17 protein-coding genes are annotated in these 20,642 nt (G+C 67.8%); 4 read left to right on the top strand and 13 right to left on the bottom strand.

From position 1 onward, the window contains the following. Positions 1-59 precede the first annotated feature (59 nt). From pobA to DA1_RS22090, 3 genes are all read left to right on the top strand, one after another. Entirely contained in the window at positions 60-1,235 is a 1,176-nt protein-coding gene (gene pobA, locus DA1_RS22100; protein ID WP_013801914.1) for a 4-hydroxybenzoate 3-monooxygenase, read from the top strand. 131 nt (positions 1,236-1,366) lie between these two features. Then, entirely contained in the window at positions 1,367-2,149 is a 783-nt protein-coding gene (locus DA1_RS22095; protein ID WP_034394936.1) for a 2OG-Fe dioxygenase family protein, read from the top strand. A gap of 99 nt (positions 2,150-2,248) precedes the next feature. Continuing rightward, the gene (locus DA1_RS22090) at positions 2,249-2,686 is read left to right on the top strand and encodes a universal stress protein (protein ID WP_012206159.1); all 438 of its coding nucleotides are present in this window, start codon (positions 2,249-2,251) and stop codon (positions 2,684-2,686) included. Positions 2,687-2,776: 90 nt separating this feature from the next. Here DA1_RS22090 and DA1_RS22085 read toward each other — a convergent pair whose 3' ends face one another. The 8 genes from DA1_RS22085 to rpoN all read right to left on the bottom strand — a co-directional run bounded on the left by DA1_RS22085 (position 2,777) and on the right by rpoN (position 12,446). After that, the gene (locus DA1_RS22085) at positions 2,777-3,331 is read right to left on the bottom strand and encodes a bacteriohemerythrin (RefSeq protein WP_224986183.1); all 555 of its coding nucleotides are present in this window, start codon (positions 3,329-3,331) and stop codon (positions 2,777-2,779) included. Positions 3,332-3,441: 110 nt separating this feature from the next. Beyond that, on the bottom strand, positions 3,442-4,425 hold the full coding sequence (locus DA1_RS22080) for a Bug family tripartite tricarboxylate transporter substrate binding protein (RefSeq protein WP_034394933.1): 984 nt from the start codon (positions 4,423-4,425) through the stop codon (positions 3,442-3,444). A 254-nt stretch (positions 4,426-4,679) separates the two neighbouring features. Then, on the bottom strand, positions 4,680-5,972 hold the full coding sequence (ertE, locus tag DA1_RS22075) for an N-carbamyl-l-glutamate amidohydrolase ErtE (protein ID WP_034394931.1): 1,293 nt from the start codon (positions 5,970-5,972) through the stop codon (positions 4,680-4,682). A gap of 66 nt (positions 5,973-6,038) precedes the next feature. Then, positions 6,039-9,899 carry an ATP-binding protein gene (locus DA1_RS22070; RefSeq protein WP_198488069.1) on the bottom strand — a complete coding sequence of 1,287 codons (3,861 nt, stop codon included), beginning with the start codon at positions 9,897-9,899 and terminating at the stop codon, positions 6,039-6,041. A 55-nt stretch (positions 9,900-9,954) separates the two neighbouring features. Then, positions 9,955-10,155 carry a hypothetical protein gene (locus DA1_RS22065; RefSeq protein ID WP_013801919.1) on the bottom strand — a complete coding sequence of 67 codons (201 nt, stop codon included), beginning with the start codon at positions 10,153-10,155 and terminating at the stop codon, positions 9,955-9,957. 1 nt (position 10,156) lies between these two features. Next, positions 10,157-10,351, bottom strand: coding sequence for a hypothetical protein (locus tag DA1_RS22060; RefSeq protein WP_012206153.1), 195 nt, complete (start codon positions 10,349-10,351; stop codon positions 10,157-10,159). A 48-nt stretch (positions 10,352-10,399) separates the two neighbouring features. Next, positions 10,400-10,714: a hypothetical protein gene (locus DA1_RS22055; RefSeq protein WP_034394925.1), complete on the bottom strand. Its 315-nt coding sequence runs from the start codon at positions 10,712-10,714 to the stop codon at positions 10,400-10,402. 169 nt (positions 10,715-10,883) lie between these two features. Then, positions 10,884-12,446: an RNA polymerase factor sigma-54 gene (rpoN, locus tag DA1_RS22050; protein WP_034394922.1), complete on the bottom strand. Its 1,563-nt coding sequence runs from the start codon at positions 12,444-12,446 to the stop codon at positions 10,884-10,886. Positions 12,447-12,774: 328 nt separating this feature from the next. On the opposite strand from rpoN, the gene DA1_RS22045 reads away from it, so the two are divergent. Beyond that, a complete protein-coding gene (locus tag DA1_RS22045) occupies positions 12,775-14,346 on the top strand; it encodes a nitrogen regulation protein NR(II) (RefSeq protein WP_230590881.1) in 1,572 nt (523 codons plus the stop codon). An 18-nt stretch (positions 14,347-14,364) separates the two neighbouring features. On the opposite strand, the gene DA1_RS22040 is transcribed toward DA1_RS22045, so the two are convergent. The 5 genes from DA1_RS22040 to DA1_RS22020 form a co-directional block, all read right to left on the bottom strand. After that, complete coding sequence (locus DA1_RS22040) at positions 14,365-14,643, bottom strand: GlsB/YeaQ/YmgE family stress response membrane protein (RefSeq protein WP_013801923.1); 279 nt, start codon at positions 14,641-14,643, stop codon at positions 14,365-14,367. Positions 14,644-14,714: 71 nt separating this feature from the next. Next, positions 14,715-15,242 (bottom strand): hypothetical protein, encoded by a 528-nt coding sequence (locus DA1_RS22035; protein ID WP_034394917.1) that lies wholly within the window; start codon positions 15,240-15,242, stop codon positions 14,715-14,717. A 64-nt stretch (positions 15,243-15,306) separates the two neighbouring features. After that, positions 15,307-16,938, bottom strand: coding sequence for a sigma-54-dependent transcriptional regulator (locus DA1_RS22030; RefSeq protein ID WP_034394915.1), 1,632 nt, complete (start codon positions 16,936-16,938; stop codon positions 15,307-15,309). A 132-nt stretch (positions 16,939-17,070) separates the two neighbouring features. Beyond that, positions 17,071-18,129: a DNA topoisomerase IB gene (locus DA1_RS22025; RefSeq protein ID WP_034394913.1), complete on the bottom strand. Its 1,059-nt coding sequence runs from the start codon at positions 18,127-18,129 to the stop codon at positions 17,071-17,073. 424 nt (positions 18,130-18,553) lie between these two features. Next, positions 18,554-20,641, bottom strand: a complete 2,088-nt coding sequence (locus tag DA1_RS22020; protein ID WP_034394910.1) for a catalase — start codon at positions 20,639-20,641, stop codon at positions 18,554-18,556. Position 20,642 lies beyond the last annotated feature (1 nt).

Below are 20,642 nucleotides of genomic sequence, written 5' to 3'. Positions count from 1 at the left end.
GGGCGCAGGCCATGGCATGAACCGGCCATGACATCGAACAACGCAACGGAGACAAATCAATGCGCACCCAAGTCGCCATCATCGGTGCAGGCCCTGCCGGCCTGCTTCTCGGCCAGCTGCTGTACCGCGCAGGCATAGACAACGTCATCATCGAGCAGCGCAGCGCCGACTACGTGCTGGGCCGCATCCGTGCCGGCGTGCTGGAACAGGTCACCGTGGACCTGCTGGAGCAGGCCGGTGCCGACGCCCGCATGCGCGCAGAAGGCCTGCCGCACGACGGCATCGAGCTGCTGTTCGGCGGCCAGCGCCACCGCATCGACCTGCATGGCCTGACCGGCGGCAAGCGCGTCATGGTCTACGGCCAGACCGAGGTCACGCGCGACCTGATGGAAGTGCGCGCCGCCGAGGGCCTGACCACGGTCTACGAGGCCAGCAACGTGCAGCCCGTGGGCTTCGATGGCGACAGCCCCGTCGTGCGCTATGAGAAGGACGGCCAGGTCCATGAGCTGCAATGCGACTTCATCGCCGGCTGCGACGGCTTTCATGGCATCTGCCGCGCCAGCGTGCCCCAGGACAAGGTGCGCACCTTCGAGAAGGTCTACCCCTTTGGCTGGCTGGGCCTGCTGTCGGACACGCCGCCCGTCTCGCACGAACTGATCTACGCCCAGACCGAGCGCGGATTCGCACTGTGCAGCCAGCGCAGCGCCACGCGCAGCCGCTACTACCTGCAGGTGCCGCTGACCGAAAAGGTCGAGGACTGGAGCGACGAGGCCTTCTGGAACGAACTGCGCCTGCGCCTGGACCCCGAGGCCCGCGAGCGCCTGGTGACCGGCCCCTCGCTGGAAAAGAGCATTGCCCCGCTGCGCAGCTTCGTGACCGAGCCCATGCGCTTCGGCCGCCTGTTCCTTGCCGGCGACGCGGCCCACATCGTGCCGCCCACAGGCGCCAAGGGCCTGAACCTGGCCGCCTCGGACGTGGGCTACCTGTCCAGCGCCTTCGCGCAGTACTACCGCGACAAGGCGCCCGAAGGCATCGACGGCTACTCCGAGCAATGCCTGCGCCGCGTCTGGAAGGCCGAGCGTTTTTCGTGGTGGATGACCTCGCTCATGCACCGCTTCCCCGATGCAGGCGGCTTCGACACCAAGGTGCAGGAGGCGGAACTGGACTACATCGTCAACTCCCGCGCAGGCTCGACCTCGCTGGCGGAGAACTATGTGGGGCTGCCGCTGGTGTGAGAACCGGTGTGAGGCCCCGCGCGCCGCCGAGGCTGCGCCCGCATTGATGCGCGTCTGTCGCCACAGCATTGCGCAAATTTGCAGCCCGCCTCGCCCGGACGGGTGCGGGCGAGGAGTAAGCTTGTCGGGTTATGGCGCACATCACGTTTCCCCCTCCCTATATCGCCCCCCAGAATGCAGCGCAGTCGCTGCGCGACGCAGGCTATGCGGTGCTGCGCCCCGATGAATTCGCGGCCTGGGCAAGCGTGTCATTGACCGAGCTGCATGCGCTCGATGCCGACTGGGCCCAGCTGCCGCCAGATGCCTTTCTGAAGGACGGCGGGCGCTACCGGCGCCGCCGCCATTCCTGCTTCATCGCCGGGGAGGACGGGCTGCAGCAGGTGGAGCACCGCGCGCACTGGCAGCCGGTGGAATACAACGCCCTGCATGGCGGCATGCTGCGCATGTTCGATCCCATGCGCGACGCCACGGCGCAAAGCGCCACCTGGAGCCGGCTGCTGCTGGCGCTGGCGGGCCTGTCCGACCAGGTGTTCTGCGCCCAGGGTGATGATGTGCAGCACGAGCGCTGGTTCATCGAGTCCCACCAGTTCCGCATCGACACCACGGACGGCATTGGCCGGCCCACGCCCGAAGGCGCGCACCGCGACGGCGTGGACCTGGTGGCCGTGATCCTGGTCGGGCGCGAGGGCGTGAAGGGCGGCGAGACACGCATCTTCGAGGCCACGGGCCCCAGCGGCCAGCGCTTCACGCTGACCGAGCCCTGGTCGGTGATGCTGCTGGACGATGCCCGCATGATCCATGAGACCACGCCCATCCAGCCAGAGCAGCCGGGCGGCGTGCGCGATACCCTGGTGCTGACCTATCGCCGCCAGGGTTTCCAGGGCTCGGAGCTGACGCGTCGCCGCAAGGATTGATGCAGCTCAAGACGCTGGCGCATGATGGGCGCACACTTTGGTTCATCGACCCGGCCGCCCCCGATTGTTGACGGCGGCCAAGCACAAAGGAGAAAACGCATGTTCAAGCACATCCTGGTTCCCGTGGACGGCTCCAACAGCTCGATGCTGGCGGTTCACAAGGGCGTGGAGCTGGCCAAGGCCTTTGGCAGCACGCTGACGGCGGTCTACGTGGTGGACCCCTATCCATTCACGGGCGTGGGCGCCGACTTCGCCTACGGCCAGTCGCAGTACCTGAGCGCGGCCACGGCCGAGGCCAACACCACGCTGGATGCCGTCAAGAAGATCACCGACGAGGCCGGCATCACCGCCACCACCGTGGTGGGCGAAGGCCATGCGGTGCACGAAGGCATCGTGCGCGTGCTCGAGAGCACGGGCGCCGACCTGATCATCATGGGCTCGCAAGGCCGCCGTGGCCTGGAAAAGCTGATGCTGGGCAGCGTGACCCAGCGCGTGCTGGGCGCCGTGCGCGTGCCGGTGCTGGTGGTGCGCGAGTAATCACCGGGCCGCTCGGCCCTTCGCCGGGTGAAACGTCAACGGCTCCCTCGGGAGCCGTTTTTCTTGGTGCGCTGCAAGGGGAGAGGGTGATCAGCGATTGAGCAGCCGTGCCAGCCAGCCCTTTTTCTTGCGCTGCAGTTCCAGCTCCTGCAGCACTTCGTTCTTGAGCCTTTCCTTCTCGGCGGCAGGACTGGACTCGCGCGCCATGCGCAGATAGGCCTTGGCCGAATCCACGTAGCCGGTGTCTTCGTTGCGGATGTGGTTGAACAGCCAGCGCGAGAGCATGCCGTGCAGCTCGGCGGCCACGTCCTCGCCTGCATCGAAGCGGGTCTGCATCTCTATCACGCGGCGCGTGAACAGCTCGTGCACCTTCTTGTGCGGGCCGGCGAACATGTAGCCGGCGCTCTCGATCAGGCTTTCCTCGAACACGAAGTGCGAGACGGTGTAGTCGATCATCTCGCCGATGACATCGCCCAGGGCCTCACGGTCGGGCGACGAGCGCAGCTCGTAGAGCTTGTTGATGTAATCGACGATGCGGCGATGCTGCCGGTCGATTTCTGCAATCCCGGTGTCCAGCTCGGGGACCCAGACCAGCAATGCCATGACGTTCTCCAGGAATTCGGTGATTTCCAGAGAAGTATTCATGGGACTGTCACATAGCTCCTTGATGCAGATCAGGCTGATCTGCATCAATGAAATGCGGCGTTGGCCATTGCAGGCGGTGCCGGGCATGCCGCCCTGGCACCGCAGGCATGTCACTCGATCTTGGCGCCCGAGGACTCGACGATCTGCTTGGACTGCTTGAAGTCGGCCTGGAACATCTTGTCGAAGTCGGCCACGCTCATGGCCTGGGGCTCGGCGCCCTGGGTCTGGATGGCGTCGCGCACTTCGGGCATGGCCAGCAGCTTGTTCACTTCGGCGTTGACCTTGGTCACGATGGCCGTGGGCGTGCCCTTGGGCATGAACAGGCCGTACCAGGTGCTCACGTCAAAGCCCTTGAGGCCTGCTTCGGCCAGCGTGGGCGTGTCGGGCAGCGAGGACGAGCGCTTGGCCGAGGTCACGGCGATGGCGCGCAGCTTGCCGGCCTTGATCTGGCCGATGGCCGAGGGCACGGAGGACACCAGCAGGTCCACGTTGCCGGCCAGCGCATCCATCAATGCCGGATTGGAGCCCTTGTAGGGCACGTGCACCAGCTGGATGCCTGCGGCCTTCTCCAGCAGCACGCCCGAGATGTGGATGCTGGTGCCATTGCCCGGCGAGCCGTAGGTCACCTTGCCCGGGTGCTGCTTGGCAGCGGCCACGATGTCGGCCAGGGTCTTGTAGGGCGAGTTCACGCTGGTGGCGATCACGATGGGCGTGTAGGCCACGTGGGCCACGGGTACCAGGTCCTTGACGGGGTTCCAGGGCAGGTTCTTGTAGAGGTAGGGGCCCAGGACCACGTTGTCCTTCTGGCCCATGACCATGTCGTAGCCCGTGGGCGCCGCCTTGGCGGCCTCGGTGATGCCGATGGTGCCGCCTGCGCCTGCGCGGTTGTCGGGCACCACGGTCCACTTGCTGACTTCGGTGAGCTTGTTGGACACCACGCGCGCGAGGATGTCGGTGCCGCCGCCGGGCGGGAAGGGCACGATCATGCGCACGGGCTTGTTCGGATAGTCGGCCGCCGTGCCTTGGGCGGCTGCGGAAAAGCTCAGGCCCATGGCGGCGGCCACGGCGGTGCAGGTGATCAGTTGGCGGAACATGAAAGAAGAAACTCCAGGGTCTGATGGGGCGGTGCAACCCTCTCGCAGCGGACCGGCAGTGCCGGGCCGCCCATGCGGTGGGTTGTCGATGATCGGGGAGGGTGGTTCCGCCATCTTGCATTGGGAAACCCGCTATTTGGGCGGATTTCCGCAATCTGTGCCACAGGGGCTTCCACCAAGGAGCAGCTTGTGCCTGCTCCAGAGGGAAGCGGGCTATTTTATGCCGCCTTGGTCCCTGGCCGCAGGCCAGGCGCTCAGCCCTGTGCCAACTGCCTGTCCAGCACGCGTACCGTCTCGTACAGCACCCTGGTGCCGTCCAGCAGCTGGGCGGGTTCTATCCACTCCTCGGGCGCGTGGCTGCGGCCGTGGAGGCAGGGGATGAAGATCATGCCCATGGGTCCGGTGGGCGCCATGTAGACGGCGTCATGGCCGGCGCCGCTGGGCATGCGCATGTGGGCGTAGCCCAGGTTTGCGCAGGCCTGCTCCACGCCCTGCATGACCAGGCCAGCGCAGTCCGTGGGCTGGGAGCGGCTCACGTCGGCCATCTCGGCACGCACGCGCAAGGCGGCCAGGCCGGGCAGGACTTCGGCCAGCAGTTCCTCGGGGAAGCTCTCCAGCACGCCGGCGTGGTCGCTGCGCACTTCCATCATCATCTCGACCAGGCCGGGCACGGCGTTGGAGGCATTGGGCGTGAGCGATAGCCGGCCCACGGTGGCCACCACATAGTGGGGTTGGCCATTGAGCGCGGCGGCCTTGCGGTTGGCCGCATCGATGATGCGCGCCGCGCCCACCAGCGCGTCCTGGCGGATGTCCATGGGCGTGGTGCCTGCGTGGTCGGCCTGGCCGCGCACGGTGAAGCTCACGCGGCGTATGCCCACGATGTTCGTCACCACGCCAATCGGCAGGCCGCGCTGCTCCAGCACCGGGCCCTGCTCTATGTGCAGTTCCACGAAGGCGGCTGTGCCGCCGGCGCTGCGCAGCGGGCGGTCCAGCGCCTCGGGCCGCGCGCCGATGCGGCGCATGCCTTCGGCCAGGGTTTCGCCTTGCGGGTTGCGGGCGGCCAGCATGGCGGCGTCCAGCTTGCCCGACAGCGCGCGGCTGCCTATGCAGGAGATGCCGTAGTCGCTGGGTTCTTCGGACAGGAAGTCGATCACCTCGAACGGGTGCTGCAGGGCGATGCCGTTTTCGTGCAGGCAGTGCGCGACCTCGATGCCGGCCAGCACGCCGATGATGCCGTCGAAGCGCCCGCCCATCATCACGGTGTCGCAGTGCGATCCGGTGGAGATGGGGGCGCGTTGCACCGGGCCTGGGGCAGCCGGCAGGCGGCCTACCAGGTTGCCGCCCTCATCCAGATGGACCTGCATGCCCGCAGCCTCGAACTGCCCGCGCAGCCAGGCGCGGGCCTGGTCGAATTCAGGGGAGAAGGCGCGGCGCGTCCACGGCACGTCGGGCAGGGTGAAGGTGGACAGGGTCTCCACGCGGCGCCACAGGCGCTCGGCATTGATGGGGGGAAGGTTGGGGGCGGAGGAAGCGGGCAGGGCGGTCATCGGTCTCGGTGGCGTCTGGGGCAGCTGGATCGGGCAGCCCGAATTCTCGCGCGAAAAAAGCAGTCCTCACGGCAGGGGACGCAGGCCCGCCAGCAGACGCTCGAGCGTGTCGAAGCTCACGGGTTTGACCAGGTGGTGGTCCATGCCGGCTTCCCGCGATCGTCTCAGGTCCTCCTCCTGCCCCCAGCCCGTGAGCGCGATCAGCACGACCTGGTCGCGGCCGTGCTCGGCACGGATGCGGCGGGCGACCTCCAGGCCGTCCATGCCGGGCAGGCCGATGTCCAGCAGCACCACTTCGGGCCTGAACGCCGCGTGCATGGCCAGGGCGCCGGGGCCGTCGCGGGCAATCTCGACTTCGGCGCCCAGCAGCCTGAGCAGCATGGCCAGGGTGTCGGCGGCGTCGATGTTGTCATCGACCACCAGGATGCGGCCGAAGGCCGTTGCATCCTCGGGCTGGGCATTTGGTGCCTGTCCCGCCAGGGGCTGCGCCTGGGTGGGCAGGGGCAGGTGCAGCCTGAATTCGCTGCCCTGGCCCTTGCCTCCGCTGAGCGCCTGCACGCTGCCGCCGTGCATCTCGACCAGGCTGCGCACCAGGGTCAGCCCGATGCCCAGGCCGCCCTGCCCACGGCGGCCGTTGCGGTCCACCTGCATGAACAGATCGAACACCTTGCCCAGCAGGGCGGGCGGGATGCCGATGCCGTTGTCGCGTACCGAGACCACGGCCTGCGCGCCATCGGTCCAGGCGGACAGAACGATGTGGCCGCCGGAGTGCGAGTACTTGGCGGCATTGTTGAGCAGGTTGGAGACCATCTGCGCCAGCCGCATCGGGTCGGCCAGCAGCGATACGGGCGCGGCGGGCAGCTCCAGGCGCAACTGGTGGCTGCCTGCCTCCATGACCGCGCCGCTGGCCGCCACCACGCCTTGCAGCACATCGTTCAGATCCACCAGTTCCTTGCGCAACTGGACCTTGCCCGTGGTGATGCGCGAGACCTCCAGCAAGTCGTCCACCATGCGGATCATGTGGTTGACCTGGCGCTCCAGCATCTCGTGGCTGTGGCGCACGCTGTCGTCGCCGCTGGCGGTGCGCTTGAGGATTTGCAGGCCGTGGCTGATGGGCGCCAGCGGATTGCGCAGCTCATGCGCCAGCGTGGCCAGGAATTCGTCCTTGCGTCGGTCGGCTTCCTTGAGGTGGTACTCGGCCTGTTTGAGTTCGGTGATGTCCTGTATGACGGAGCAGGTGCCTATGAGCTGGCCGTCGTCATCGCGCAGCGGCGCGCAGCTGACGCGCATCCACCATTCGCGGCCATCGTCGTCGGTGTGCAGCATCTCCAGACCCGGCATGACCACTTCGCCGCGCAGCGCGCGCTTGCCGGGCCAGTTCTCGGGGGCAATGGGCTGGCCCTTGTCATCCCATCCCTTCCAGCGCGGCAGGCGGTCCGCCAGGGTGGACGGAATGGCGCGCGGCACGAAGCGGTCCATGAGCGCATTGCTCAATACCATGGTGCCGCTCATGTCGGAGACGCCCACGCCCGCAGGCATCTGGTCGATGATGGCGCGCAGCTTTTTCTCGTTGGCCTGCACGGCGGCGTGGACCTGTTCGCGCACACGCACCAGCTGCAGCAGCGATGCGATGCGCGCCAGCAACTCGCGCGCCGAAAAGGGCTTGACCAGGTAGTCGTCCGCGCCCGCGCGCAGGCCTTCGACCTGGGCCTCCTGGCCGGCCCGCGCGGACAGCATGATGACGGGAATGGCGCGCGTGGTCTCGTCACTGCGCAGCGCATGCAGCAGCTCGAAGCCGTCGAGCACGGGCATCATCACGTCGGCCAGCACCAGGTCGGGCCGCTGGCGGTGGATGCTGGCCAGCGCGGCGCGGCCATCGCCCACGATCTCCACTTCATACAGCGGCTCCAGCAACTGGCCGATGTAGCTGCGCATGTCGGCGTTGTCATCGGCGCAGACGATGCGGGCGCGTGGGGGCTGCGTACCGCGCATGTCCCGCTGCATGGGCCTGACTTCGTCGCTGGCAGCCGGGGCGGGCTCGCCGGGCAGCCAGCGCAGGGCCTCATCCACCTGCGGGTGCGATGCAGGCGGGCGCGCGGGCCGGTGCTCGGCCGGAAGATGCGCATGCCCCCTGGGCAGGCGCACGGTGAAGCGGCTGCCTTCGCCCTCCGTGCTGCTGACCGTGACGGTGCCGCCATGCAGTCGTGCCAGCTCCTGCACCATGGCCAGGCCGATGCCCGTGCCCTCGTGCGTGCGGGCCGGCTTGCCGGGAATGCGGTGAAAACGCTGGAAGAGATGGGGCAGGTGCTGGGGCGCAATGCCCGATCCGGTGTCGGTGACGGACAGCTCCACCGCACCATCGGCCCCGCCCGCGCCGTGCGCATCGGACACATCGGACACATCGGGCACATCGCGCAGCGCCACTGCGATTTCGCCTTGCAGCGTGAACTTGAAGGCGTTGGACAACAGGTTGAGCACGATTTTTTCGTACATGTCGCGGTCCACATGGACCGGTCCGTCCAGCGGCGGGCAATCCACGCGCAGCCGCAGGCCGGCTTGCTCCACGGCCGAGCGGAACATGCTGGCCAGCTCGGCCGTGGTGCGGGCCAGGTCCGTGGGCTCGTAGCTGGCCTGCATGCGCCCGGCCTCGATGCGCGAGAAGTCCAGCAGGGCATTGACCAGTTTTTGCAGGCGCAGCGCGTTGCGGTGGATCATCTGCGTCTGCCCGGCCGGCACCTGGCCGCCGTGCTCGCGCAGGGCATCTTCCAGCGGGCCCAGGATCAGGGTCAGCGGGGTGCGCAGCTCGTGGCTGACGTTGGAGAAGAACACGGTCTTGGCGTGGTCCACCTCGGCCAGGGCCTTGGCGCGCCGCGCTTCCTGCTCGTAGGCCTGGGCGTGCGCGACCACGCTGCCCGTGTGGCTTGCCACCATGTCGAGGAAGGCGCAATAGTCCACATCCAGCGGACGGCGCGGGCTGACGCCCAGCACCATCACGCCCGAGACCTGGCCGTCGCCCGACCAGCGCACAGGCACGATGCGCGCCAGACGCGAGACCTCGGGCCAGGGGCCGCCGGGCAGGGACAGGCCCAAGGACGCCAGTTCCACATTGGCGGGCTGGCCCGGCTGGGCCGCCTGATGCGCCTGGTCCGTTCGGTCCGATGGATCGGATTGCACGGCCCGGTCCAGCGGCCAGCGCGAGGGGTCGGCCGCCAGCTCCATGTCCATATCCATGCCCGTGGCGCAGAGCATCCTGAAGGCCGGGCCGCTGGCGCCTGCGCTGCCCGCGGCAGGGGTGTCCACGCATTCGTAGATGATGGCGAAGGGCACGTCGTAGGGGTTCTCGTCCAGCACGGCGCAGACTTTCTGGGCGGCGTCCCTGGCGTTGTGCATGTCCAGCGTGCGTATGCCCAGGCGGTGCAGCGTCTCCAGGCGCCTGCGGCTGACGATTTTTTCCGTGGTCTCGGTGCAGGGGCAGAACACGCCCTGCACGGTGACGCCGTCATCGGCCAGGATGGGGCCGTAGGTGAAGGTCACGAAGACCTCTTCCTGGGGCAGGTCGCGGTCGAAGAAGTAGCGGGCGTCGGTGGACCAGGTGGCCTCGCCGGTACGCATCACGCCTTCCAGCATGGGGCCGATATCGCTCCAGATCTCGCTCCAGCAGTGCGCGCCGGCCTGGCCCAGCGCCTGGGGGTGCTTGCTGGTTCCCAGGAAGGGGATATAGCCATCGTTGTAGATCAGGCGGAAGTCTTCGCCCCACCAGATGGTGATGGGAAAGCGCGAGCCCAGCGCCAGGCTCACGGCATTGCGCAGGTTCTGCGGCCAGCCATCCGGCGATCCCAGGGGCGTGGCCGCCCAGTCGTGGGAACGCACGCGTGCCGGCATTTCGCCGCGCTGCGGCAGGAATCGAAAACTGTCTTCTGAGTTCACACTTTCTCCCACGGCAATTGCGGGTCTCGGGTCTCGGGCCTGGCCGCAGTCGCGGTTATTTTGACTTGGACTGGCCCGCTTGCCTGCCCCGGCCCGAGCCCGACAGCTTGCCGCCGCCGCTTTGCCTGTTCACGGTGGCCCAGGCGCGCTTTTCAGCTTCTTCGTGGCCCACGCCGCGCGACTCGTAGCTGTCTTCGATATGCCGAGCCTGGCGCTTTTGCTTATCGGTATAGGCCGATTTGTCACCTTGTGGCATGTCACTCTCCCTTGCGCGTCTGTTCCTGCTCCGGGGACGGTGGCAGCTCGATGGGCGGCGCCGTGGTGGGCGGGTCGATGGGCTCGGGCCCGCGCGGGCGGCCGGGCTGGCGGTTGGGATCATCGGGGGCCACTGGGTCGTTGGGCGTGGTCGGCACCTGGGGAATATTGGGTGCGTGGGGCAGAGGGTGATTCATGGTGCGTGTCCTTTTGGGGGTGTGTGGTGATGAGCGGTGGATGCCGGCTCAGCGCGCAGGCGTGGAGGTGGGGGCAGGCGTCGTGGCCGGATCAGCCTGCTGCGGCGCGGCGGAAGGCGCGGGCGGCGACACGGACTGTGTCGCGGGAGACGGTGAGGGCGAAGGCGTTCCAGTCGCTCCAGTGGCGCTGGGCGCATCCAGCCGGCCCTTGGGGGCCATGAAGTTGAACATCAGCACCAGGATCAGTGCGACGGCGGCGGTGAGTGCGCCAATGCGCAGGGGCCAGCGTCCGTCGCGGATGTGGTTGTTCTCGCTGCGCTGGCGTTCGAGGGGGGCATGCATTCGGCGGGGTGAGTTGTCCATGGCGGGCTCCTTCAGTCCATGAGCTTTCACCTTAGGCCGGGCGGCGGCCTGCAACTGTCGGACAAGGCATGCCCTGCGGGAGCGACAAGCCGCTGCACGGCGGTGGGGCTTGGCAGGACGGGCCGGACAGGCTTTTGGACAGGCACGCCGCTTGCCACCACGCCAGGTTTCAGGCGTGGCGCCTGCGCCGGTCGGCCGGTTCTATGCGCAGCAGCTGGCGGTATTTGGTGACGGTGCGGCGCGCCACGACCAGGCCCTGGGCACCGAGCTGGCGTGCGATTTCAACATCCGACAGCGGCCGGGCATCGGACTCGGCCGCGATGATGTCGCCGATCAGCTCGCGGATGGCCGTGGCCGAGCAGGCATTGCCGCTGGCGCTGAGCATGGGGCGCGAGAAGAAATGCTTGAGCTCGAACACGCCCGTGGGCGTGGCCATGTATTTGTTGTTGGTCACGCGCGAGACGGTGGACTCGTGCACGCCCACTTCCTCGGCAATCTCGCGCAGCACCAGCGGCTTCATGGCCATGGCGCCGAACTCCAGGAACAGCTGCTGCTTGCGCACGATGGCCTGCGCCACGTCGAGGATGGTGGAAAAGCGCTGCTCCACGTTGCGCACCGTCCAGCGCGCATCCTGCAGGTGGTCGGCCAGTTGGTTCTGGCCGCTGCGGCGGTGGCGCTGAAACAGCTGCTCGTAGACGCGGTTCAGGCGCACGCGCGGCACGACCGCGGGGTTGAGGTGCACGTCCCAGCCGTTCTGGCCCCGGCGCACGATCACGTCGGGAACGATGTAGTCCACGTGGGAGGAGCCGAAGTTCCAGCCCGGCCTGGGGTTCAGCCGACGTATGCAGTCCAGCGCCTGCGTGATCTGCGCGGGTGGCACCTGCAGCGCCCGGGCCAGCCGGGGCACGTCGCGGGCGGCCAGCGCATCCATGTGGTCCTGCACCATGGCCTGGGCCAGCTGGCGCAGGTGGGCATCGCCGATCTGCGGGCATTGCAGCAACAGGCATTCGCCCACGCTGCGGGCGGCCACGCCGGCCGGGTCCAGCGATTGCACCAGGCGCAGGGCAATGAGCATTTCCTGCGCGTCAGGTGCGGGGGTGAGGGCCAGCAGGCCGGCCAGCTCCTGCAGGTCGGTGCGCAGATAGCCGTCGTCGTCCAGCGACTCCACGATGGCGCGGGCCATGCACAGGTCGCGCGGCGTCATCGTCATCACATTGAGCTGGCCGTGCAGGTGCATGGCCAGCGTGGTCTCGCAGGCCGCCAGATCCATGGCGGTGCCTTCTCCATCCACCCCCTGGCGCGCGCCGGTATGCATGTCGGCCAGCCACAGGTCGCGGTCGTCGGCGGGTTCGGTGGCGGGGCCGGGCAGGTGGTCGGCCGGGTCGGGCGGGTGCTGCATGCCGGGGAGATCGCGGTCCATGTCCAGACCGATGCCCATGCCGATGCCGTCATCCATGCCCGTGTCCGGGGCCAGGCCTGCCTCCGGGGCCAGCCTGCCCATGCCGCCTTCCCGGTCCTCTTCACCCAGCTCCTTGCCGTCGAGCAGCCCCTGTTCGTACTCGCCGTCCTGCGCATCTTGCGGGTCTTCCAGGAACGGGTTGTCCTCCAGCTTGCTGCGCACCACGGCGGCAAAGTCCAGCGAGGACATCTGCAGCATCCGCACTGCAAGCTGCAGGCGGGGAGAAAGCGTCTGGGACTGGCGTATGTCCGCCCTGAGGTGCATGGAACCCATTTCATCTCCTTGGTGCGATGACCCGAAGACGCAAGCTCCATGCCGCCATGCGGGCGGCGAATCGTCTGGATACACTTTGGGCACGAAACCTGCTGTGGTCTCCCTGCGCAGGCGGCACGGGGCCCAGGGTTTTGCCGCCGCTGCGGGGGATCGGTTCTGGAACAGCGGGGCCGGTCATGGCGTCCACGGCAGAAATTGCCGTTTGGGCGCAAGGTTTTCTGCAAACTTTGCCATGTACCAGTCCACCAGCTTCCACACGGTCCCGCCCCCGGGGGCCCAAAATTCCGTTCCACGGGAGGCGCCGCGTGATGCCCTACCCGAAGATCCCATGTCCATACGCCTGAGGTTGGTCCTGCTGCTGCTGGCCTTGCTGGTCTTTGTACTGGCGGCCTCGTCCTGGCTGCTGTTGCGCGCCTACCAATCCGAGCATGCGGCGCAGGAGCAGGCCGCGCGCGTCAGCAGCATGGCCGTGGCCCATTTGCTGGACAAGGAGCCGCGCACGGCCGGCGCCGACCAGGTGCTGGCGGCCTTGCGGCCCTTGCTGGACTCCGGCTGGCCCGGCTTTCTGGTGGACAGCACAGGCCGCGCCCTGCCGGCCGGGCCCGGCGCGGCAGCCGACCTGCCTGCCTTGCCCGCCGATTTCAGCGAACGGCTGGCGGCCAGCCTGGCGCAGGCTGCGCCCGGCGTGAAAAGTGCGGGGCAAGGCGCAGAGCAAAGCGCAGGGCAGGGCGCAGGGCAGGACGCTTCGCAGGGCTGGCTGGATCTGCCAGATGCGCAGGGCGGGCCGCTGCGGGCCTTCTTCAGCAAGTCCGCCCAGGGCTGGACCTGGGTGAGCTGGGTCCCCTGTTCTGCGCTGGACCCCGCATGCTCCCGGCCCCTGAAGGGGGTGATCTGGGTGGCCATCGTTTTGTTTGCGGTGGCGGGCCTGGGATTGGCGCGGCTGGCGCTGCGGGGCAGCGCGGCCCTGGTGTTGCCGGCAATGGGCGGCAATGCGCAAGACCATGGCCAGGGCCAGGGCGGCGGTGATGCCGGCCGGCCCGATGGCGCTGCGGTGGACGCTGCCGGCCTCGAAGAGGCCGCTGCCCGTCTCCAGAGCGAACGCCTGCAGGTGGTGGGGCGGCTGGCAGGCCGGTTTTCCCATGAGTTCAACAACCAGCTGGGCATTCTGAGCAACAGCGCCTATCTGATAGAGCGGCGCTCCGAGGACCCGGGCCTGCGCCTGCCCGCCCAGGCCATGCTGCGCTCGGTGGACACGGCCAGCCGCCTCACGCAGCAACTGCTGCGTTTTGGGGCGCGCCATTGCACGCATGCGCTGGTGGTGGACCTGTACCGCTGGCTGCCCGGCCTGCAGGGCACGCTGGCCGTGGTGCTGGGCAAGCGCATGGCGATGGAGGTGGCGGAGCCTGCCGAGGCCAGTCAGCCCGGCCAGCCGGCGCCGCGATTGGGCGTGCATGTGGACCCGGATGAGCTGGAGCTGGCGCTGATCAGTATTTTTCTTGCCATCCGCGAAGCGATGACCGATGGCGCGCAGGTGCACATGGCCGCCCGGCCCCTGCCCGAGGACCAGGCCGCAGCTTCTCGCGGGAATGCGCTGGTGGAGATCCGCATCGAGGCCCTGGCCCACGGGGCGGGCGCCGCCAGCACCGGCTCCGGTACTGGCGAGGCGGGCGCGCCACGGCTGGAAAGTGTGGAAAGGCAGGACCCGCCGCCTGTCTTCACTCCATTGAACGATGCCGATGCGGACGCCACCTGCGGCCTGAGCCTGGCGCGCCGCCTGTGCCTGGAGCGCGGTGGCGTGGTGCGGGCCGAGGGTGAGCATGGCCGCTGCCTGGCGGTCTCACTGGTGCTGCCGCGCGTGGCCATGGCGGCGCAGGACTGCCTGGCGCAAAGGCTGGACTGACAGGCTGCCTGGCCGCTTTCAGCGCGGCACGCTCCGCTTGCACAGGTTGAAGATGGCCAGCAGCGCAACGGCGCAGGCCAGAGAGACGAAGATGGACATGGAGGTGGCCGGCGCCTCCGTCTGCGCATTCATGGCCGAAGGCCCCAGCATCGGCGCCAGCAGCCAGCCGCCCAGCAGTGCGCCAATGGCGCCTATGACCACGTTGAGCAAAATGCCCTGCTCGGCCTGGGTGTTCGTGACCATGCTGGTAATCCAGCCGATCAGGCCACCCACCATCAGCCAGATGAGGAAGTCCATGGCATTGCCCTTGAGAAAAAGTTACGGTTGGTGGTCAAGGGCAATCGGCGTGCCCGGCTCCTGCAGGCCGTTCAGAGCCTCGGCTTGTCAGGGGCGGTGTCCTGGTCCGAGGCAGGGCGAATCTCTGCACGCTCCGCCTCATGGCCCGAAGGCGTCTGGGCATCCAGGCCCCGGTCGGGCGACTCGCTGACCTGGGGCAGGTCGGCGGCGTGCTCTATCAATTCCTCGATGATGAAGCGGCCATACAGTTGGGCGCGCTCGGCGCCGGCGGCCTTCAGGGCATCGGCGGCCATGCGTGCGGCCTCGTCGTTGTCCACGCGCACCACCAGCCAGTGGTAGCCGCGTTCGGCCAGGGCCTGGTGGGCCTTGACCAGGTTGAGCTCCTGGCCCACGGCGGCAACGGGGCTGGCCTGGCGCAGGTCTTCATCGATCTGGGCCAGCATTTCCCGGTCGGTATAGCGCTGGATGTCCTGGGCGGGCAGGTCCAGCGCCTGCAGCGCGGCCACGCCGTCATCGGCCTGCGCAGCTGTGGGAAACGAGACCACCATGTGGCCCACGGGCTTGAAGACACCGTAGGCGCGGGGAGGAGAGGAGTCCATGGGCTTGTCCTTGGTTGCACGAAGGTGCAAGCAAGGTGGCAAGCAGCGTGCCTGCAGGCGGGTGTCAGCCGGGCTCGGCGTCCGTTTCGCCCTTTTTGCCCCCCCCATAGTCCCTGAGCCGGTTGTACAGGGTCTTGAGGCTGATGCCGAGCACGGCCGCCGTGCGTTCCTTCTGGTACTTGCACTGCTTGAGCGTGGCCTGGATGAGCAACCGCTCGGCCTGCGCCATGGTCATGCCGATGGGCAGCTGTATGGTGGCCGGCTCCGTGTCGGGCAGGTCGTAGGTGGCGGCTGCAGGGGCGTGGTCGGCGGGCGCATGCGCTGTGATGGTGGGGGAGGTGGGCGCAGTCAATGGCGTGGTCAATGGCGCGCTCATTGGCATGGACCCCGCCTGCGGCATATGTGGCATTTGCGGCATTTCCGGCACTTGGGGCAGGTGCAGGGCGTGGGCGGCCGGATGCACCGGGGCCGGCTGCTGGGCAATGGCCACGGGCGGCCGGGGCAGCCATTCCTGGCCCACCAGCGGGCCGGGCTCCATCACATAGGCGCGCTGCACGGCATTGCGCAACTCGCGCACATTGCCGGGCCAGCTGTATTGCGCAAGCTGCTTGAGGGCCGATGCCGTGAATTGCTTGGCCTGGCCCTCGCGCTGGGAGATGGCCTCCATGAAATGCTGCGCAAGCAGCGGAACGTCGGTCAGGCGCTCGCGCAGCGGCGGCAGCTCGATGGGGAAGACGTTCAGGCGGTACAGCAGGTCTTCGCGCAGCTTGCCGCTGGCCACGGCCTCGTAGGGGCAGCGGTTGGTGGCGGCGATCACGCGCACATCGGTCTGCAGCGTCTGTGTGGAGCCCACGCGCATGAAGCGCCCGGTCTCCAGCACGCGCAGCAGCTTGACCTGCAGCTCCATCGACATTTCCGTGATTTCGTCCAGAAACAGCGTGCCCGTGGCCGCGCGCTCGAAAAAGCCCTGGTGCTGGCGGTCGGCGCCGGTGAAGCTTCCCTTTTCATGGCCAAAGATCTCGCTTTCGATCAGGTGCGGAGAAATGGCACCGCAGTTGACCGCCAGGAAGGGCCGGCTGCGCCGCTGGCTCAGCTCATGCAGGGTCTGTGCCACGACTTCCTTGCCGGTGCCGCTTTCGCCCGTCAGAAAGACCGTGACCGAGGTACCCGCCACGCGCTCCATCTGCTGGTACAGCCGCTGCATGGGGGGCGAGCCGCCCCACAGCCGGCCAAAGCGCCCTTCCTGCGCGCAGTAGCCGGCGCCGGGCCTGTCTTGCGGGGTGATCTGGTCGAAGGCCGCGCCCGCGACGGTGCTGGTGCCCGTCTCCGGCAGGCCAGCCGTGGGGATCAGAAAGCGCGAAAGAATGTCCTCCAGCCGCCCGATGCCCACGGGCTTGACCAGGTAGTCCATGGCGCCGCGGCGCAGGGCCTCGATGGAGGAGTCCAGGCTGGCGTGGCCGGTCACCAGCACGATCTGCGAGTCCTGCGGCACCTGCTGGTCGCCGAAAAGGTCCATGCCGTTGCCATCGGGCAGTTGCAGGTCCAGCAGCACCAGGCTGGGCGGCTGCATGGCCATCTGCCGGCGCGCGTCGCGCAGGGTGTGGGCCACGGCGACCGAGAAGCGGTCCACGCCCACGAGTTCGCGCATGGTCGCTGCGGAATCCGCATCGTCATCGACGATCAGCACGTGGTTCATTGCATGGCCTCCAGGGGTCCTCGCCGCAACGCGTTTTGACAAAATTTCATGATCGGCCAGTTTAAGGGCGAGCATGCGGGCGTCTTTGTCAGTCCACAGGCACAGTGTTTGCCGGGCGTGCGGGAGGCGGGATCAGGGAGGCGGCTGGCGACTGGCGCGCCGGCCGCTGCGGGGCTGCAGCAGCCCCAGGAACAGGCATTCCTTGGCGCTCAGTCCGCGCGGGCGCCTGTCCGGTGCGGTGGGAATGTCCTGCCCAGGTTGCTCGCACAGGGCCAGCACCTGGGGATGGATGTAGAACTTGCGGCAAACCGCACAGGTATTGCCCAGGCGCCGGGCGACCTGCGTGACCAGAGCGTTCAACGCCGCCGCACTGGTGCCTGCGCCTTCTTGCGGCGCTGCCTTGCCTGCGGTCAGCGCCAGTTCCAGCGCGTACACGCTGGCATGCCAGGTGCGGAAATCCTTGGCACTGAAATCCGGGCTGTCTGCGGCATCTCCGACATCTGCGGTATCAGCCCCATGGGCCGCAGCCTTGCCGCATATCCTGCGGATGTAGTCGTTCACGTGCTCGGATCGCACATGGTGGACTTCGCCTTCATCGTCGATGAACTGGAACAGCCGCTGGCCCGGCAGCTCCTGGCAGCGCTTGACGATGCGGGCCACGGCCCGGTCGGACACGCGGGCCTGCTGCAGCACGCCGCTCTTGCCCTTGAAGCTCAGCGTCAGCTCACCCGCGTGCACCTGGGCATGGCGGTTTCTGAGCGTGGTGAGGCCGTAGGAGCCATTGCTCTCGGAATACTCGTCATTGCCTATGCGCAGGGCCGTGCAGTCCAGCAGCCAGACGATGGCGGCCACCACGGTGTCCAGCTGCGGCCGGCCAGGCTTGAGGTCGCGCGCCACCGCCCGACGGATGGCGGGCAGGTGGAGGCCAAAGGCGTGCATGCGGTCGAACTTGACCTGCTTGCGCTGTTCCTGCCACTGCGGGTGGTAGCGGTACTGCTTGCGGCCCCGGGCATCGCGGCCCGTGGCCTGCAGGTGGCCCTGGGGATCGGGGCAGATCCAGACATCCACATAGGCCGGTGGAATGGCCAGTTTGCGGATGCGCGCCAGCGCCTGGGCATCGCGCACGGGCTTGCCGTCCTGCGCCACGTAGGAAAAGCCCTTGCCGTGCCGCACGCGGCGCCAGCCGGGCATGCGGTCGTTCACATAGGTCAGGGCAGGGCCGGGGCCGTCTGCGTTCGCTGCCCTGCCCCTGGCTGGCGCGGAGCTCAGTGCACCCCCTGCGGCGGCGGTGGCGGCGGGGCAATGGGCGGGTCGGAGTAGGGCGAAGGTGCCGGGGCCGGTGGCGGGTCGCCCACGGGGGGAACCAGCGGCTCGGTGGGGGGCGGGTTGACCGGGGGCGCAACAGGCGGGGTGACAGGCGGGGTGACAGGGGGTGCAGGTACCGAAGTGATCATGGGAAGTTGCTCCTGTAGGGGTGGCAGGCCGGGCCGGCCTTGGTGTTGCCGTGGCAAGCGCCATGCCTGGACCCGAGGTAAATGGCCCGGGTACAAGGTTGGTTGAAGTCCGGCGCGGTGCCATCTGGTGGCAATGATGTGGCGCACGCCGGGGCGGGGGGTCAGGCCAGCGTTCTCAACTTCGCTTCGCGGGCCCAGAAGCGCTTCTTGGCGCCTTCGATGAAGGGTTCGGGCTTGTCGATGGGGAACACGCCCTCGTCCGGTGTGATGCCGGCCGTCTTCATGATGTGCTGCGTGGCCTTGCAGGCGGCAATGGCCTTGAGGTGGCCGAAGGCGTCGCGGAACCAGTCCTGCGCGGCTGCCTCACGGGCCAGCGCCTGGCCGCGCTCCAGCGTGATGATGGACACCACGGCATCGAACTGCGCGGATGGCGATCCGGCCAGCTGGCCGTCGGCGGGCAGGTGGCTGCCGTCGTCCAGCGTGGCGCCGCCGATCTTGGGCGCAATGATCTTCACGCTGGCCTTTTGCGCCACCAGCGCCTTGTGGAAGGCGGCAACGTGCCTGGCGCTGGAGCCTTCGTCCACCAGGATGGCAACGCAGCGGCTCTGCAAGGTGGGCTTCATGCGGTCGATGATGCGCGTGGCCGGGCTGGGCGGCAGCTTTTGCGGGGGCACGGCAGGCTTGGCGGCAGGCGGCAACTGGGGCAGGCCCAGGCCGTCGGCCACGCGCTGTGCCAGGTCGGCGTCTATCACCTGCAGGTGGCCGACCACGGCCAAGCGCACATGCGGCGTCTGTACCTTGGACAGCTCGAACACCAGGGCGCTGGCGATGTGGGCCTGCTCCTGCGCGCTCTGGCTTTGGTAGAACATGCGCGCCTGGCTGTAGTGGTCGGCAAAGCTCTCTGGGCGGATGCGGCCCTTGGCGCCCTCCTGCGCGGGCTGCGCAAAGTGCCGCAAGCCGCGGGCTGCCGAGGCGCGCGGGCTGTCGGCCTGCAGGCTGGAGGGCTCATAGGCCACGCGGCCCTTGGGCACCTCGGTCTGCATGTGGCCGTCGCGCTGGTGGTGGGCGAACGGGCATTTGGGCGCGTTGATGGGCAGCTGCGTGAAGTTGGGCCCGCCCAGGCGCGACAGCTGGGTGTCCAGGTACGAGAACAGGCGGCCCTGCAGCAGCGGGTCGTTGCTGAAATCGATGCCGGGCGGGATATTGGCCGGGCAGAAGGCCACCTGCTCGGTCTCGGCGAAGAAGTTGTCGGGCCAGCGGTCCAGCACGAAGCGGCCGATCTTGCGCAGCGGAATTTCCTCTTCGGGGATGAGCTTGGTGGGGTCCAGGTGGTCGTAGGGCAGGGCGTCTGCCTGCTCCTGCGAGAACAGCTGCACGCACAGCTCCCAGGCCGGGTAGTCGCCCGCCTCGATGGCCTCGAACAGGTCGCGGCGGTGGTAGTCGTTGTCTGCGGCCTGCAGCTTGAGGGCCTCGTCCCAGACCGTGGACTGGATGCCCAGCTCAGGCCGCCAGTGGAATTTCACGAAGGTGCTTTCACCCTGGGCATTGACCAGCCGGAAGCTGTGCACGCCAAAGCCCTCGATCATGCGCAGGCTGCGCGCGATGGTGCGGTCGCTCATGATCCACATGACCATGTGCATGGACTCGGGCATGAGGGAGATGAAGTCCCAGAACGTGTCGTGCGCCGTGGCGGCCTGCGGAAAGCCCCGGTCGGGTTCCATCTTCACGGCATGGACCAGGTCGGGAAACTTCATGGCGTCCTGGATGAAGAAGACCGGGATGTTGTTGCCCACCAGATCCCAGTTGCCCTCTTCGGTATAGAACTTGATGGCAAAGCCGCGCACATCGCGCGGGGTATCCACCGAGCCCGCTCCACCGGCCACGGTGGAGAAGCGCACAAAGATCGGCACTTGCTTGCCGGTTTCGGTCAGGACCTTGGCGGTGGTGTATTGCTCCAGCGAATCTGTCAGCTGGAAATAACCGTGGGCGCCTGTGCCGCGTGCATGGACGATTCGCTCTGGAATGCGCTCATGGTCGAAATGCGTGATTTTCTCGCGCAGGATGAAATCTTCCAGCAGCGTAGGGCCTTTTTCCCAGGCGGTGAGGGAGTTCTGATTATCAGGGACCGGAATGCCTTGCTGCGTGGTCAATCCGGGGTGCTGTCCGTCGGCCTGTTGCTGTAATTCTCCGCCATGGCCTGTGGGGGATTGCTTGGACGATTTCTTTTCACCAGGGGATTTCTTAGCCACG

The organism is Delftia acidovorans NBRC 14950 (genome assembly GCF_001598795.1).
In the GTDB taxonomy this organism is placed as follows: domain Bacteria; phylum Pseudomonadota; class Gammaproteobacteria; order Burkholderiales; family Burkholderiaceae_C; genus Comamonas; species Comamonas acidovorans.
Note: the sequence above shows the minus strand (reverse complement) of the source record. Positions and strands in the feature narration are given on the sequence as shown.